The organism is Rhodococcus spelaei (genome assembly GCF_006704125.1).
Classification (GTDB): Bacteria; Actinomycetota; Actinomycetes; order Mycobacteriales; family Mycobacteriaceae; genus Rhodococcus_G; species Rhodococcus_G spelaei.
This window is the reverse complement of record NZ_VIGH01000008.1, coordinates 1-15,014: the sequence shown is the minus strand read 5'-3', so window position 1 is coordinate 15,014 and position 15,014 is coordinate 1. Positions and strand designations below refer to the sequence as shown.

The 15,014-nt window shown below is 70.3% G+C and carries 13 protein-coding genes and 1 pseudogene; 2 read left to right on the top strand and 12 right to left on the bottom strand.

The features are described 5' to 3' along the window. Nucleotides 1-89: 89 nt before the first annotated feature. From FK531_RS17050 to FK531_RS17015, 8 genes are all read right to left on the bottom strand, one after another. Complete coding sequence (locus tag FK531_RS17050; RefSeq protein ID WP_246098227.1) at nt 90-1,424, bottom strand: alpha/beta hydrolase; 1,335 nt, start codon at nt 1,422-1,424, stop codon at nt 90-92. 94 nt (nt 1,425-1,518) lie between these two features. Continuing rightward, entirely contained in the window at nt 1,519-2,577 is a 1,059-nt protein-coding gene (locus FK531_RS17045) for a beta-ketoacyl-ACP synthase 3 (RefSeq protein WP_142101450.1), read from the bottom strand. A gap of 101 nt (nt 2,578-2,678) precedes the next feature. Then, nucleotides 2,679-3,737 carry a hypothetical protein gene (locus FK531_RS17040; protein ID WP_246098226.1) on the bottom strand — a complete coding sequence of 353 codons (1,059 nt, stop codon included), beginning with the start codon at nt 3,735-3,737 and terminating at the stop codon, nt 2,679-2,681. Between the two features lie 88 nt (nt 3,738-3,825). Beyond that, nucleotides 3,826-5,325, bottom strand: coding sequence for a GTPase HflX (gene hflX, locus FK531_RS17035; RefSeq protein ID WP_142101448.1), 1,500 nt, complete (start codon nt 5,323-5,325; stop codon nt 3,826-3,828). An 87-nt stretch (nt 5,326-5,412) separates the two neighbouring features. Further along, nucleotides 5,413-6,282 carry a diaminopimelate epimerase gene (gene dapF, locus FK531_RS17030; protein ID WP_142101942.1) on the bottom strand — a complete coding sequence of 290 codons (870 nt, stop codon included), beginning with the start codon at nt 6,280-6,282 and terminating at the stop codon, nt 5,413-5,415. Between the two features lie 137 nt (nt 6,283-6,419). Further along, a complete protein-coding gene (locus FK531_RS17025) occupies nt 6,420-7,223 on the bottom strand; it encodes a TrmH family RNA methyltransferase (protein WP_142101940.1) in 804 nt (267 codons plus the stop codon). Nucleotides 7,224-7,303: 80 nt separating this feature from the next. Continuing rightward, on the bottom strand, nt 7,304-8,221 hold the full coding sequence (miaA, locus tag FK531_RS17020) for a tRNA (adenosine(37)-N6)-dimethylallyltransferase MiaA (protein WP_142101447.1): 918 nt from the start codon (nt 8,219-8,221) through the stop codon (nt 7,304-7,306). Beyond that, nucleotides 8,209-8,925: a class III extradiol ring-cleavage dioxygenase family protein gene (locus FK531_RS17015; protein ID WP_142101445.1), complete on the bottom strand. Its 717-nt coding sequence runs from the start codon at nt 8,923-8,925 to the stop codon at nt 8,209-8,211. Before FK531_RS17015 ends, miaA begins: the two co-directional genes overlap by 13 nt. A gap of 141 nt (nt 8,926-9,066) precedes the next feature. On the opposite strand from FK531_RS17015, the gene FK531_RS17010 reads away from it, so the two are divergent. Further along, a complete protein-coding gene (locus FK531_RS17010; RefSeq protein ID WP_142101443.1) occupies nt 9,067-10,419 on the top strand; it encodes a DUF349 domain-containing protein in 1,353 nt (450 codons plus the stop codon). On the opposite strand, the gene FK531_RS17005 is transcribed toward FK531_RS17010, so the two are convergent. From FK531_RS17005 to FK531_RS16990, 4 genes are all read right to left on the bottom strand, one after another. Continuing rightward, entirely contained in the window at nt 10,406-11,359 is a 954-nt protein-coding gene (locus FK531_RS17005; protein WP_142101441.1) for a tellurite resistance/C4-dicarboxylate transporter family protein, read from the bottom strand. The two genes, FK531_RS17010 and FK531_RS17005, sit on opposite strands and share 14 nt — an antisense overlap. 13 nt (nt 11,360-11,372) lie before the next feature. Next, entirely contained in the window at nt 11,373-11,951 is a 579-nt protein-coding gene (locus tag FK531_RS17000; protein WP_142101439.1) for an Rv2732c family membrane protein, read from the bottom strand. Further along, a complete protein-coding gene (gene miaB / locus FK531_RS16995; RefSeq protein ID WP_142101438.1) occupies nt 11,948-13,483 on the bottom strand; it encodes a tRNA (N6-isopentenyl adenosine(37)-C2)-methylthiotransferase MiaB in 1,536 nt (511 codons plus the stop codon). Before miaB ends, FK531_RS17000 begins: the two co-directional genes overlap by 4 nt. Nucleotides 13,484-13,614: 131 nt before the next feature. Further along, nucleotides 13,615-14,487: an alpha/beta fold hydrolase gene (locus tag FK531_RS16990; protein ID WP_142101436.1), complete on the bottom strand. Its 873-nt coding sequence runs from the start codon at nt 14,485-14,487 to the stop codon at nt 13,615-13,617. Nucleotides 14,488-14,771: 284 nt separating this feature from the next. Here FK531_RS16990 and FK531_RS16985 point away from each other — a divergent pair. Further along, nucleotides 14,772-15,014 (top strand): annotated as a pseudogene (locus tag FK531_RS16985) (hydroxylase); the annotation flags it as partial.

Sequence of the window (15,014 nt, the reverse complement as noted above, 5' to 3'; positions counted from 1 at the left end):
ACCGGGCCGAGTGAACGGACCGTTCAGTCTCGTGGAGGGCCTGAACGGTCCGTTCACTCGCTGGGTAGGAGTCACTCGACGGGCAGGCGTCACTCGACGGGTGGGAGCAGGCCGGTGCGCCGCGCGAGCCAGTCGAGCTCGCCTGCGAAGCCCGGGACCCACACCTGCCCACTGTGGCCGCCGGGCAGCTCGTAGTACCGCACGTCCATGCCGGCGGCGCGGGCCGCGTCGTACATTCGCCGCTGCTGAGGCCGGTACTCGTCGTCGTCGGCGCCGACCACGAAGACGCCGGACACGCCGGGGCGAAGGTGCTTGGCCAACACCTCGCGGGCGCTGACCGTGGCGAACGCGGACTCGTCGCCCCCGAAGGTCGCGGCGACGGTGGCAGCATGCTCGCCCAGTGACGGCTCGTCCTGGCCGGACATGTCCAGGAACGTCGGGTACACGTCGGGATGGTTCGTGGCCAGCTGGATCGCGCAGGTGCCGCCGTAGGAGTACCCGCCGATGGCCCGGGCCTGCGCGGCGTCGTCGACCTGCAGATGACCGGCAACCCACGCCGGGACGTCCACGGCCAGATAGGTGTCCACGTTCCCGAGTCGCGAATCCAGGCACAGCGGCACGGCGTCGGTGGCGCCGAGCGCGTCGGGCACCACCACGACCGGCGCCAACCCGTCGTGCGCGGCGGCGAACGCCGTGACGGTCTCGGCGAGGCCGTTGCCGAGCCAGTCGTCGGGCTGACCGGGATCACCCGCCACCAACACCAGCACCGGAAGCAGCGGTCGCGGGGTGTCCAGGTAGGCGGGCGGCAGGTAGACCAGCGCCGGTCGCGCCGTGAAACCGGAGACGATACCGGGGATCTCGGCGTGTGTGACCATTCCGTCGAGGGTGCGGCGCACCGGGGACTGCCAGACCGCGGCGGTCGGCGACCCGGTCTGCACCCGCTGCTGCGGGCCGGGTACCGCGTCGAAGTCGGCGAGCCGCGCGGTCGGCGGCGGCCGGTGCCCGGCCAGTGCGCCGAGGGTCGGATACCTGCCGACGTCCCGATTCACCACGCCCACCGCGGACGCGCACAGGGCGCACGCCGCAAGCACCGCCGCGACCGTCCGCCGACGGCCCGACGAGCGGGCCGCGACGGCCACCGCGACGAACAGCGCCAGCAGTGCGACCGCCACCACCAGCGCATCGCGGCCCGCCAGCTGCACCGGCAGCGGCCTGAACGCCGCCCACACCACGACGACCACACCGACGGTTGCGGCGCAGGCGGCCGCCGAGGCGATCGCCACGGCGCGCAACGACATTCGACCGACCGCGGCAGCGAGCCCGAGTCCGCCGGCCACTCCGACCGCCAGCATCGCCGCCGCCGCCGATCGGCCGGTGACCGACAGGTGAGACGCGGAGGTCAGCAGGTGGTGGACGGACTGCACCGGGTCAGTATCGCGGGACCACCCGCGCCGAACCCAATCGGACACCCGGCCGACGCACCGCGGCGTGGGGGGCAGGCCGCGCCGCGCTCGAAGGTCAGAAGCTGCTTTCGACCGGCGCCGGCGGCAAGGTGACGACCTGTCCGGCGTAGCTAAGCCCGGCGCCGAAGCCGAGCAGCAGCGCGAGCTGCCCGCCCTTGGCCTTGCCGGACACCAGCATCTCCTCCATCGCGAGCGGAATCGACGCCGCCGAGGTGTTGCCGGTGTTCTCGATGTCGTTGGCCACCGGCACATGATCGCCGAGCCCCAGGTTCTTCTTCATCAGGTCGTTGATCCGCGCGTTGGCCTGGTGCGGCACGAACACCTCGATGTCCTCGATCGCGACACCGGACTCGGTCAGAATGGAGCCGAGCGCCTTGGGCAGGGTGATCGCCGCCCACCGGAAGACGCGGGGGCCTTCCATGTTGACCACCATGCGGCCGATCGGCTCCGCATCCACACCCGCGTCCTGCAGGGCCTGCGCCCGGTCCATGTACGCGGGAATGTCGTAGTTCTGGCTGATCGCCCCGGCGTTCTCACCGTCACTGCCCCACACCGTCGGCGAGATGCCGTTCCGCTCGCTGGGCCCGACCACCACCGCGCCGGCGCCGTCTCCGAAGATGAACGCGGTGTTGCGATCGGTCGGTTCCATCACCACGGACATCGTCTCGACACCGATGACCAGCACGTACTTGGCTGAACCGGACCGGATCATGTCGGTGGCCACGCCGAGTCCGTAGCCGAAACCACCGCAGCCCGACGCGATGTCGAACGCGGCGATGCCGTTGATGCCCAGTTCGTGCGCCACCTGCGGGCCGCCGTGCGGGATCTTGGTCTTCCAGCTGCCGGTCGCCAGGACGAGCGCGCCGATCTGCTCCTTGTCGATGCCGCTGTTCCGGATCGCGCGCTCGGCTGCCGCGACCGCCATCGACTTGGCTGTCTCGTCGCCGCTGATCCAACGACGATTGCGGATCCCGCTGCGGTCGTAGATCCACTCGTCGGTGGAGTCGAGGACTTCGCACACCTCGGCGTTACTGACGATGCGATTGGGGCGGTAGGCGCCGATACCGAGCAGCGAAACGTTCTCGTGCCCCTTCTTGACCGCAATGGTGAACATCTGATCCAAGCCCTCCGCAGCAGTGAGATTGTGCCCGTGGTCATCCGACGACGAATCGGCATGGAGCCTACCGATCGGATCGCGCGATCTGGCCGGTTCGCTCAACGCCGGGAACGGACGCCCAGCCACGCCGCGGCGCCGACGGTGGCGGCGATTCCGGTGCCCACGCCGGCGGCGACGACCGCGCCCCGACCCGATGAACCGGACTGCGCCGCCGCGACCGTCACCTCGGGCAGGTCGACCAGTCCGGTCGCGCCGCGCAGGATCTGGATCGGCGGCAGCGGCCCGCCGTTGGCCTCGGACGCGCTGAGCAGGTCGCCGTTCGGCGTGAACGCGATCGCCTCGCCCTGCGGCTGGTTCGGCATCGGGACCCGGATCGGTGTCGTTCGGGTCAGGGCGGCGGCGATGTCACCGTCGGGTGCTGCATACAGGTAGACGTCGGTGTAGGTGCGCACCGCGACCACCCGGCCGTCGGCGCTGACGGCGCCGCCGGTGACCAGGATCGACCCCGCGACCGGCATCGGGCTGCCGGGGGTGTCGGTCGGCGCGAACGCGATCTGCCCGACGCGCTGCAGCGGCGCCGGGCCCGGTCCGAGCTGGTCGAGAGTGGTACCGCCGGCGGGGCGGTAGATCCCACTCGCCGCCAGCACTTCCTTGGTCACGATCACCGGACGCCCGTCACGGCCCACGAGCAGTGTCTCGGCGTTGTGTGGACCGTCCGGGTACGTGAGCAGGTGCATGGCGCCCGCACCGGTTCCGGGATCCATGTCGGTCAGCGACACGTGCGGGCGGACGCTGGAGTTGTCTCCGATGTCCGCGAGCCAGAGTCGGCCACCCGAGTAGGCCATGTCCTCGACGTCGACCGGCGTCCGCGGTACGGGCAACGTCCCGGTGACCCGGCACTGGTTGTCGAGCACCCAGACGGAGTCGTCGGTGCCGCTGTCCCCGACGGCGTACATCCGGTCCCCGGTGGACACCAGCCCGGAAAGCTCTGTGAGACCGGGATCGGTTGGGGTGCACAGCGTCTCGAATCGGGCGTCGGATACCGCCGAGCCCGAGCCCGCCGACCCACTCGACCCCGGCGCGGCCCCCGCCGGAGCTGCAGTCGCCAGCGCAGACCCGATCACCGCCAGCGCGAGCAACCCCAGCCTGCTACGCATCGGCGCGCCCGGGCACAGGTTCGACCGCGGTGCGCGCGGCGTCGACACAGGCGAGTACGCCCGATTCCGTCATGGTCAGTCCCGTCCGTCAGGCGCTGTGACGGTAGTCCCGCAGTGCGGAGGCCAGCGCCTCCGGCACCTTCGCGCGGACCAGTGTGCCCTCCGGCTCGTGCGAGGACCCGAGAATTCGCCCATCCGCGTGAATTCGGGCAACCAGGTCGCCGCGCGTGTACGGCACCAGGACGTTGACCTCGACCTCCGGGGACTTCACCAGCTCTGCCAACTGCTCGCGCAGTTCCGCGATACCCTCGCCGGTCCGGGCGGAGACGAACGCGGCCCCCGGCAGCAGGCTGCGCAGCTGGGTGAGCGTCACGGGATCGGCCGCGTCGATCTTGTTGACCACCAACAGTTCCGCAGGAGCGGAGCCTGCGGAGCGACCCATGTCACTGTCGCGCGGCGCGTCGGCTTCGCGGAGCACCTCGGTGATGACCTCGCGCACGGCCTTGATCTGGTCGGTCGGCAACGGATCGGACCCGTCCACCACATGCACCAGCAGGTCGGCGTCGGTGACCTCCTCGAGCGTCGACCGGAACGCCTCGACCAGCTGCGTCGGCAGGTGCCGGACGAACCCGACGGTGTCGGTGAGCACGTACTGTCTACCGTCCTCGAACGCCGCCTTGCGGGTGGTCGGGTCCAGGGTGGCGAACAGCGCGTTCTGCACGAGCACGCCCGCACCGGTGAGTGCGTTGAGCAGGCTCGACTTGCCCGCGTTGGTGTAGCCGACGATCGCGACCGACGGCACCTCGCTGCGCAGCCGCTGGGTGCGCTTGGTGTCGCGGGCGCCCTTCATCTCCTTGATCTCGCGGCGCAGCTTCGCCATCCGCTCGCGGATCCGGCGTCGGTCCGTCTCGATCTTCGTCTCGCCCGGTCCGCGGGTTCCCACGCCGCCGTCCTTGCCCGCGCGGCCACCGGCCTGCCGGGACATCGACTCACCCCAGCCGCGCAGCCGCGGCAGCATGTACTGCATCTGGGCCAGTGCGACCTGGGCCTTGCCCTCGCTGGAGGTGGCGTGCTGGGCGAAGATGTCGAGAATCAGCGCGGTCCGGTCGATGACCTTGACCTTGACGACCTTCTCCAGCGCGTTCAGCTGTGCGGGAGTGAGCTCGCCGTCGGCGATCACCGTGTCCGCGCCAGTCGCCAACACGACATCGCGAAGCTCGTTCGCCTTGCCGGAGCCGATGTAGGTGGCGGCGTCGGGCTTGTCGCGCCGCTGCACCAGGCCCTCGAGCACCTCCGAACCCGCGGTCTCCGCCAGCGCCGCGAGCTCGGCCATGCTGGCCTCTGCCTGCGCCGCGGTGCCCGAGGTCCAGACGCCGACCAGCACGACGCGCTCGAGGCGCAACTGCCGGTACTCGACCTCGGTGACGTCGGTGAGTTCGGTGGACAATCCAGCGACACGGCGCAGCGCACTGCGGTCGTCGAGTTGCATCTCGCCGATCGAGGGATCGTGGCCGTGACGTTCGTCGAAGTGGTCGGCCTCGTACTCGTCGAAGCCGTGGGAGTCGGTCTTGCCGTGTGTGTTCGTCATACGACGCCCATGGTCCCATGCCGGGCCGCCCCGTGCACCTGGTTATCGGTGTGCCGGGGCGAGCGACGCGACAGGGCGTGTGCTCTGTCAGGCCAGCGCGTCCCACCACGCCTCGCCGATGCGACCGGAGGCGACCAGCACGGACGGCCCCCTGAGCCACGCTCGGCCCCCCTGCAGAGTGACCAGCACCTCGCCGCCCGGCACCCGGACCCGTACCTCGCCCTCGGCGCGACCGGCCGAACGCAGTGCCGCCACGGCCGCCGCGACCGTGCCGGTGCCGCAGGACCTGGTCTCGCCGACCCCGCGTTCGTACACCCGCATGTCCACCGAACCGTCGACGAGCGGCGTGAGGATCTCCACGTTCACACCGCTCGGGAACAGCGTCAGGTCGAAGATCGGAGCGCGGGTCAGGTCCAGGCTCGCCAGCTTGTCAGCGGTGAGGGAGTCGGAGACGCACGCCAGGTGCGGGTTGCCGACGTCGATGCCCAGACCGGTCAGCAGCTGCCCGTCCACCGTCGCGGTGGACGCACCCAGCTCACGGACCGCGCCCATGCCGACGGTCACCTCACCGGTCGAGCCGTCGCAGCGGTGCACGACCACCGGCCGGGGACCGGACCTGCTGCCGACGACGAACTCGTCGGCACGCTCCAGCCCGGTCGCACGCAGGTAGTGCGCGAACACCCGAACTCCGTTGCCGCACATCTCGGCGATCGAGCCGTCGGCGTTGCGGTAGTCCATGAACCAGTCGCCCTCACCGACGCCCTCGGGCAGCGCGGCAAGCACCCCCGCCGCGCGCAGGGCACCGGCTCGCGCGACCCGGAGCACGCCGTCGGCGCCGATGCCGCTGCGGCGATCGCACAGCGTCGCGACGCGGTCGGCGCGCAAATCGAGCTGAACATCCAGGTCGGGCAGCACGACGAAGTCGTTCTCCGTGCCGTGGCCCTTGCTGAATTCCATGCCCGTCATGTTACCGAGATGGCCGTCCTTCTCGTCGACGCCGGCGAACAGCGCCAGCCGGGCCGCGAGCCTGGCTGCGGTCGTCCGCGACAGCCCGTCCGGGTTGGTCTGCCACTCGATGTCGAATTCGTCGTCGCTCATGCTCGCTGCCTCGCGATCTCGTACAGAGACACCGCGCCCGCCGAGGGCGCGCCGAGCGAACTCGCAGCCCCTCCGATCGGGATGCTCACCGTCACGTCGCAGGCCGCGCGCCAGGAGGCGCTCATGCCGCGGGTCTCGTTTCCGATCACCAGAATCGTGCCTCCACCGAAGTCGTGCTCGAAGATCGGCACCGCGCCGTCCTCGTCGGTCCCGACGATCATCAGATCACGGCCGGCCCGTCGCAGCCGTTCCCGCATCGCCGACACCTCGCTCGCGTCGGCCGCCGAGTACACCGGCAGCGCGAAAAGCGAACCGGTCGAGGCGCGCACGCACTGCGGGTCGAACGGGTCGGCTGCGTGCCCGGCGACGATCACCGCGTCGGCGCCGAAGGCGTTGGCGGACCGGATCAGCGTGCCCAGGTTGCCCGGCGAGGCCGGCCGGTCGAACACGACCACCAGCGGCGCACGGGAGGTCGGGTCGAGCGCGCCGAGCCCCCGCTGCCGGGTCTTCGCGACCGCTACGAGTTCCGGTGCGGTGTCGGTCTTCTCCCCCAACTCGGCCATCAGTTCGCTGCTGACCCCGACCTTCTCGCCGGACCAGCCGTCGAGGATGCCGCGCGCCCACGCCGACAGCGGCGTGTCGCCGATGCGGTAGAGCATCGTCTCGATCGGCCAGTCGTGCTCGAGGGCCAGGGTCAGCGGTCGCACACCCTGGATCAGGAACCGGCCCGCCTTGGTGCGCTTGGTCCTGGTGCTCAGGTACGACTGCCACTGCTGGAAACGGGCGTTGCGCACTGTCACCCGCGGGTCGCGGTGTCCCGACTGCGTCGTCGTCCGCTGCGCCGTTTTCCGCGGCGCCGTCGTCCGTTGCGTCTTCTTCGTCACGCTCTCTCCACCGTTGTCATTGCCAATTCGACCAGGTCCGGGCGGGCACCGTCGAGCCAGTGCACCCGCGGGTCGCGCCGGAACCAGGACCGCTGTCTGCGCACGTACCGGCGGGTGCCGATCAGGGTCCGCTCACGCGCCTGCGCCAGGTCGTACTCGCCGTCGAACGCGGCCAGCACCTGCGCGTAGCCGATGGCCCGTGGCGCGGTGACACCCTCGCGTAGGCCACTCTCGATCAGCGACTGCACCTCCTCGACCAGTCCGTGCTCGAACATCAGGTCGGTCCGCAGCCCGATCCGCTCGTCGAGTTCGGCGGTGTCCCGGTCGACGCCGAGCAGGACCGTCCCCCAGCGGGGTTCGCCGATCGTCGGGGCGGACGCGGCGAACGGTCGCCCCGTCAGCTCGACCACCTCGAGGGCACGCACCATCCGCCTGCCGTCGGTCGGCAGGATGGTCGCGGCCGCCTGCGGGTCGACCCGGGTCAGTTCGGCGTGCACACCCCCGACGCCGCGCTCGGCGAGCACCGCCTCCCACTTCGCCCGGACGTCCGGGTCCGTCGCGGGGAACTCCCAGTCGTCGAGCAGGGATTGCACGTACATCATCGAGCCGCCGACGATCACCGGGACGAGGCCGCGGCGCACAATGTCCTCGACGTCCGCGCGCGCCGACTGCTGGTAGCGGGCGACGGTCGCGGTCTCGGTCACGTCGAGGACGTCGAGTTGGTGGTGGACGATGCCGCGACGCTGGTCCGGCGGCAGCTTGGCGGTGCCGATGTCCATGCCGCGGTAGAGCTGCATGGCGTCGATGTTGACGATCTCGCCGCCGAGACGATGCGCCAACTCGAGTCCCAGGTCGGACTTGCCGGTCGCGGTGGGACCGATCACCGCGACGGGGCGGACGGTCACGGCAACCACATCCCCACGTGGTAGCCGACACCGTAGGGCGCACCCCGGTAGTAGGTGTCGCAGCGCGGGGCGTCGTCACCGAACACTCCGGCCAGCACCTGCCAGGCCGCACGTCCCGCGATGCCGAGGTCGCGGCAGGCGACCGGGTCGAGCTGCCGCAGGTATTCGAGGTCGCCGACGTCGAGGGCGTGGTCGAGCTCGCGCTGCGCCTGCGGTGCACGGTCGTCGAAGGCGCCGGGCGCCTTGGCGGTCAGGGTGTTCGCTCCGTCCGCGACCACCAGCAGTCCGCGCGGGCCCGATTCGGCGTCGAAGGTGTCCCGCAGACGCGCGCCCAGTTCCGCGCAGTACACCGGCGAGGTGTCCTCGGCGACGATCACGGCGGTCGCCGACGACCACGGTGACGCCTCGGCCCGCAGCCATCCGGCGATCAGCGCGGCCAGCGGCAGGTCGGGGTCCGCGACGGCCGCGACACCGGCCGACATCGAGATCCGGACGTCCACGCCGTAGCCGCGGAACGTGCCCCGCGCGTCGGCCGGCACCTCCGATTCGGTCGGTCCGACGCCGATCACGGTCCAGTCCGGGGCGCGTTCGCCGAGCGCAAGGGCGGCGGCCAGGCTCGCTTCGCGCAGGTCCGCTGTCTCGGCCGCGGCCGCACCCGCCAGTGCGGGAATCAGCAGGGGTGGCGAGGAGACCAGGGCAGCGGCGGTGAACACGCTGGCAACGGTAGTCGACCCCAGAATCCCGACTCTCGGGGTCCGAACTGTTTCAATAGTCGTGACCGCTCGTTCCGGGTTGAATGAAACCTGAGGGAACGAGCCACCGGCAGCCGTGACGCGCGGCAGGGAAGAGGAGTCATGACCGACAGCAGCGCACCCAAGCCCGGCGCCCCCAAGCCCGGCGCCCCGAAACCGGGCGCACCCAGGCCCGGAGCGGTGAAACCGGCTGTGCCTGCGGTACCGGCCGCGGTGCACGCGCCCTCGGTGGCCCCGCCGAGCGATCCCAGCCTCTTCGGCCGCGTCGACGAGGACGGCACCGCGTGGGTCAAGACCGCGGACGGGGAACGTCAGATCGGGTCCTGGCAGGCCGGTGACGCCGCCGAGGGCCTCGCACACTTCGGGCGCCGCTACGACGACCTGGCCACCGAGGTGGGCCTGCTCGAGGCGCGGCTGTCCTCCGGCGCGGGCGACGCCAAGAAGACCCGCGCGGCGGCGGCCGGGCTCGCGGAATCACTGCCCACCGCGGCGGTCATCGGCGACGTCGACGCGCTGGCCCGACGACTCGACGAGGTGATCGCCGGCTCGGAGAAGGCCGCCGTCGCGGCGAAGGCGGAGCGCGAACACGAACGCGAGGAGCACACCCACCGCAAGGAGGAGCTCGCGGCGGAGGCCGAGCAGATCGGCGCCGAGTCCACCCAGTGGAAGGTCGCGGGCGACCGGCTGCGCGAGATCCTGGACGAGTGGAAGACCATCCGCGGGGTCGATCGGAAGGTCGACGACGCGCTGTGGAAGCGCTACTCGAAGGCCCGGGAGGCGTTCAACCGCCGCCGCGGTGCACACTTCGCCGAGCTGGACCGGGACCGGGCGGCCGCGAAGACGGCCAAGGAGGAACTGGTCACCCGCGCGGAGGAACTGTCCGGTTCGACCGACTGGGGTCCGACCGCAGGCGCGTTCCGGGACCTGCTCGTGGAGTGGAAGGCCGCCGGTCGGGCGCCGCGCGAGGCGGACGACGCCCTGTGGAAACGGTTCAAGGGCGCCCAGGATGTCTTCTTCGAGGCCCGCAATGCCGCGGCCTCGGAGCGGGACGCCGAGTTCGAGGGCAACGCGGTCGCCAAGGAGGAGCTGCTGCGTGACGCCGGGGACATCGACCCGGCGAAGGACCTGGAGTCGGCCCGCACCGCCCTGCGCGACCTGCAGGAGAAGTGGGACGCGATCGGCAAGGTGCCTCGCGAGCGGATGCACGACCTCGAGTCGAAGCTGCGCGCCATCGAGAAGAAGGTGCACGACGCGGTCGACTCCCAGTGGCGCCGAACCGATCCCGAGGCGATGGCCCGCGCCGCGCAGTTCCGCGAGCGGGTCGCCCAGTTCGAGGAACAGGCCGCGAAGGCGACCGCCGCCGGCAAGGCCAAGGACGCGGAGAAGGCACTCGCGCAGGCGCAGCAGTGGCGCGAGTGGGCGGACGCCGCCGAGGGCGCCGTCAACGAGCGGTAGCAGCGGATGCGTCGGTCAGGTACCTGACCGACGCGACCAGCAGGATCGTGCACAGCACCGCGGCGGGCCAGATCAGCGCCAAGCCGACGGCACGCAACCAGGGCAGGTCGAGCGCCGTCGCCACCGTCGTGGTGGCGACGGCGCTCATCCCCAACGGGAACGCGGTCGCCCATCGACGGAAGTCGAACCAGAGTCGCGGCCACCGCACCTCGCAGGCCGCGAGCACCGCGTACAGGCTGAGGTCGGCGGCGACCAGCGCGACGGCGAGCACCCGCACCGCCGTGTGCGGCCAACCGTCCCAACCTGACGCGTCGGTCGCGACGATCAGCTTGCCTGCCGCAAGCGCGCTGATGGCCAACGCGCCCGCGCAGACCCACTGGTCACCGGCGCCGGCCCGGAACTGCGCGAAGGAGAACCGCGCGACCACCGCGGCGTAACAGCCGAGTCCCCCGACGAACACCACGAGTGCGGCGCCGGTGAGCCAGCGCGCGTGCAGGTCAGCCGCCAGCGTCGCACCGAGCACCGCGAGACCCTGGGTGGCGACACAGAGCAGAAAGTGCGTCCCGACGGTCGGCGTGGTCCAGTGCGAGATCACGAACGGGTTCAGGACGACCCAGAGGACGAACGCCGCGGCGAGCGCCGCGATTGCCACCGGCTGCCACCCCAGCAGCGCGAATCGGGTGCCGAGCACGGTGGTGGCAGCGACCGCGGTCAGCGCGGCGGGGGTGTCGGCGTCGGCGATCCAGCGGGTTCGGTCGTCGGTCAACCGGAACGCGAAGACCCCGAGCAGCGCCAGCCAGATGCCGGTGCCGATTCCGAGCCACAGGATCGAGAACCATTCGATTCCGGCGAGATGCAACCCGACCGAGACGACACCCGTCGCCATCGCGGCGGCACCGGCACCTGCGGGAACAGCGGCGATCACCCGGTCCGGGTCCATCGCCCGACTTTACTTACGCGGGGTTTTCCTCGCCCCAGATGGAACGCTGCTCGGCCTCCGCGGTCTTCTCGCGGCGTTCCTGCTCGGCGGCGAGCTGGACCGCGGTGCGGCTCCACACCACCCGGATCCAGTGGAAGGTCAACACCAGCACCACGATCCAGCCGAGGATCAGTCCGATGCCCGGTCCACCGCCGGGGTCGGCAGGCGAGAGGGTCTGGCGCGACCAGATCGCGAGCATGCCGAACACACTCGCGACCGCGCAGCCCGCCAGCGACAGCCACGCCAGCGCCCAGCGCCGGGTGACCAGCGCGAGCGCACCGATGACCACGCCGAAGACCAACGTCAGCCAGACGAACACCCGAGAGGGCAGCGCGATCGACTCGGCCAGCGCGGAGTCGTCGCCGACCAGCACGTCCCAGCCGTTCGCGCCGCCGGTGTGCGGCAGGGCGAAGGAGAGCAGCAGAGCGAGCACCCCGACCGCGACCACGACGCCGCGCAGGCCCGGATCGATCTCCGAGGTGACCTTCCGCTCGGCGGCGTCGATGTCCTTGCGGTACTGCTCGAGGTCGTCCTCGGGGCGGTTGTCGGTCATACGTCACATCCCGTCGCGATGGGCAGCGGCGCGGGCGCGCCGATCTGCGGTAGTCCCAGACCGACGCCGATCGGCGGGGTCTTGGGGGTGATGCCCCGTTCGTGCGAGTCACCAGCGCGGGTGCGCCGGTGACCGAGCACCGGGCCGTCCGCGATCAGGTGATGCGGCGCGGCGGCGGTGACAATCGTCGTGACGACGTCGCCGGGGCGGATCGCGCCGGCGGCGATCTCGAGTGTTCCAGCTCCCTCCGGACGGAAGTGCACGAGCCTGCCGTCGCGGGCGCGTCCGCTCATCCGGTGGGTGGCGGCGTTCTTGCGGCCCTCGCCGGCGGCGACGAGCAGTTCCACCTCGGCGCCGACCAGCTTCTGGTTCTCCTCGAGGGTGATCTGCTCCTGCAGCTCGATCAGCCGGTCGTAGCGTTCCTGCACGACCTCCTTGGGCAGCTGGCCGTCCATCTCGGCGGCCGGCGTACCGGGCCGCTTGGAGTACTGGAAGGTGAAGGCGCTGGTGAACCGCGCCTGCCGGACCACGTCGAGGGTGTCCTGGAAGTCCTCCTCGGTCTCCCCGGGGAACCCGACGATGATGTCGGTGGTGATCGCGGCGTGCGGCATGGCGCCGCGGACCTTCTCGATGATGCCGAGGAACTTGGCCTTGCGGTACGACCGGCGCATCGCCTTGAGTACGCGGTCGGAGCCGGACTGCAGCGGCATGTGCAGCTGCGGGCACACGTTGGGAGTGGCGGCCATCGCCTCGATCACGTCGTCGGTGAACTCCGCGGGATGGGGGGAGGTGAACCGCACCCGCTCGAGACCGTCGATGTTGCCGCAGGCGCGAAGCAGGTCGGCGAACGCGCCCCGGTCACGGGGCGTAGCCGGGTCGGCGAAGGAGACGCCGTACGAGTTGACGTTCTGCCCCAGCAGGGTGACCTCGAGGACACCCTCGTCGACCAGTGCCTGCACCTCGGCGAGGATGTCGCCGGGCCTGCGGTCGACTTCCTTGCCACGCAGTGCGGGCACGATGCAGAACGTGCAGGTGTTGTTGCAGCCGACGGAGATCGACACCCAGCCGGCGTAGGCGGACTCCCGCTTGGCAGGCAGCGTGGACGGGAACGCCTCGAGCGACTCGAGGATCTCCACCTCGGCCTGCTGGTTGTGTCGGGCGCGCTCGAGGAGCGTCGGCAGCGAACCGATGTTGTGGGTCCCGAACACGACGTCGACCCAGGGCGCCTTCTTGACCACGGTGTCGCGGTCCTTCTGGGCGAGGCAGCCGCCGACGGCGATCTGCATGCCCGGGCGGGACTCCTTGGTCGGACGCAGATGCCCGAGCGTGCCGTACAGCTTGTTGTCGGCGTTCTCGCGGACCGCGCAGGTGTTGAACACCAGCAGGTCGGGCACCACTCCCGGCTCGGCCTTGCTGTAGCCGGCATCCTCGAGCAACCCCGACAGTCGCTCGGAGTCGTGCACGTTCATCTGGCAACCGAAGGTGCGCACTTCGTACGAGCGGGCACCGTCCCGGGTGGTTTCATCCTGCATTGCTGACACGTCTCAGGGTAGCTCACCACCCCGAGCGCCCCGACATACGCCCTGGTAGAGCCCGGAGTGCGTGGATCAGAACGGATCCGGCGCGGATTCCGCCAGATCCACGCCGGTCCGGTGATTCGAGGTCAGCCGCCGGCGACGGGGACCGACCGCAGCAGGAACTCCAGGGCAATTCGCTCGAATGCCTCCTTCGCCTCGACCATCACCCAGTGGCCGCAGTTCGGGAACACGTGCAGCTCGGCGTTGGGGATCAGTCTCATCGGCACCATCGGCATGTCCGGCGGGCACTGCCGGTCGTCGAGCCCCCACGTCAGCAGGGTCGGGCACTGCACCTTGTGCATCATCGACCAGTACGGCGGCACGTCCGAGTTGGCCGTCATCTGCTGCTGCGCCGCAAACGCCGCGGAGCCGTACATCGCGGCAAGTGTCTTGTGTGAAGCCGGATCGCTGGCGGTTTCCCAGCGTTCCTCGATCCGTTCCTCGGTGATCACCGAACGGTCGTAGACCATGCACTCGAGCCAGCGAACCAGCTTCTCGCGGGTGGGACCGTCGGCGAACTCCTGCAGCAGCCGTGTGCCCTCACTCGGGTTCTGACTGAAGATGTTCGGCCCGACGCCCCCGATCGTGACCAGCTTGCTCACCCGATCGGGATACCTCATGGCCACGTTGACTCCGACCACGCCGCCCATCGAGTTGCCGACCATCGCAGCCGATTCGATGCCCAGTGCGTCCATGAAGCGGATCACCGCCGAGCTGGCCGTGATCACCGGATGGCCGTCCACCGGATCGCTCACGCCGAAGCCCGGGAACTCGAGGATGTAGCAGTGGAACTGCTCGGCGAAGACCTCCAGGTTCCCCCGATAGTTCCGCCATCCGCTCACTCCGATGCCGGAGCCGTGCAGAAGCAGTAGCGGTGGCCCCTCGCCCGCCTCGTGATACCGCAGCACCCCCTTGTCCGTAGCGACTTCCCGCTTGGTCCCCTCGTAGGTCACGTCCATTCCGCGAGACTAGAACACGTTGCATTTCACGCTCGCGCAATTCACCGGATCGGCGCGCCGCCCACCATTGACAACCCTGACCAACCGACCACAAGGACAGACGCGGGTGAGCGCCATCAGGCCGATCACATGCCACCGAATCGCAAATCGCGCCGTTGTCACGCGAGGGCGTGAGGACCCCGCCGAGAAGAAGAAACCAGTAGGTCCATTCCACTTCCGATTTGGTGAAACATGTTCTAGTTTTAACTCGACGGCCGGATCATCTACGGAGACGAGGGAATGTCATGGGTCAGGTCCTGGATCGGATCGAACAGTACGCGGACGAGATCCGCGCGGGCGGCGTCGAGGGCGACAAGCTGATGCGCCTGTCCGATGCGAACGCCAAGCGGCTGAAGGAGTCCGGCGCGATCCGGATGCTGCAGCCGAAGCAGTACGGCGGCCTCGAGGTGCATCCGCGGGAGTTCGCCGAGACCGCGATGGCGATCGGTGCGATGGACGGCGCGACCGGCTGGGTCACCGGCATCGTC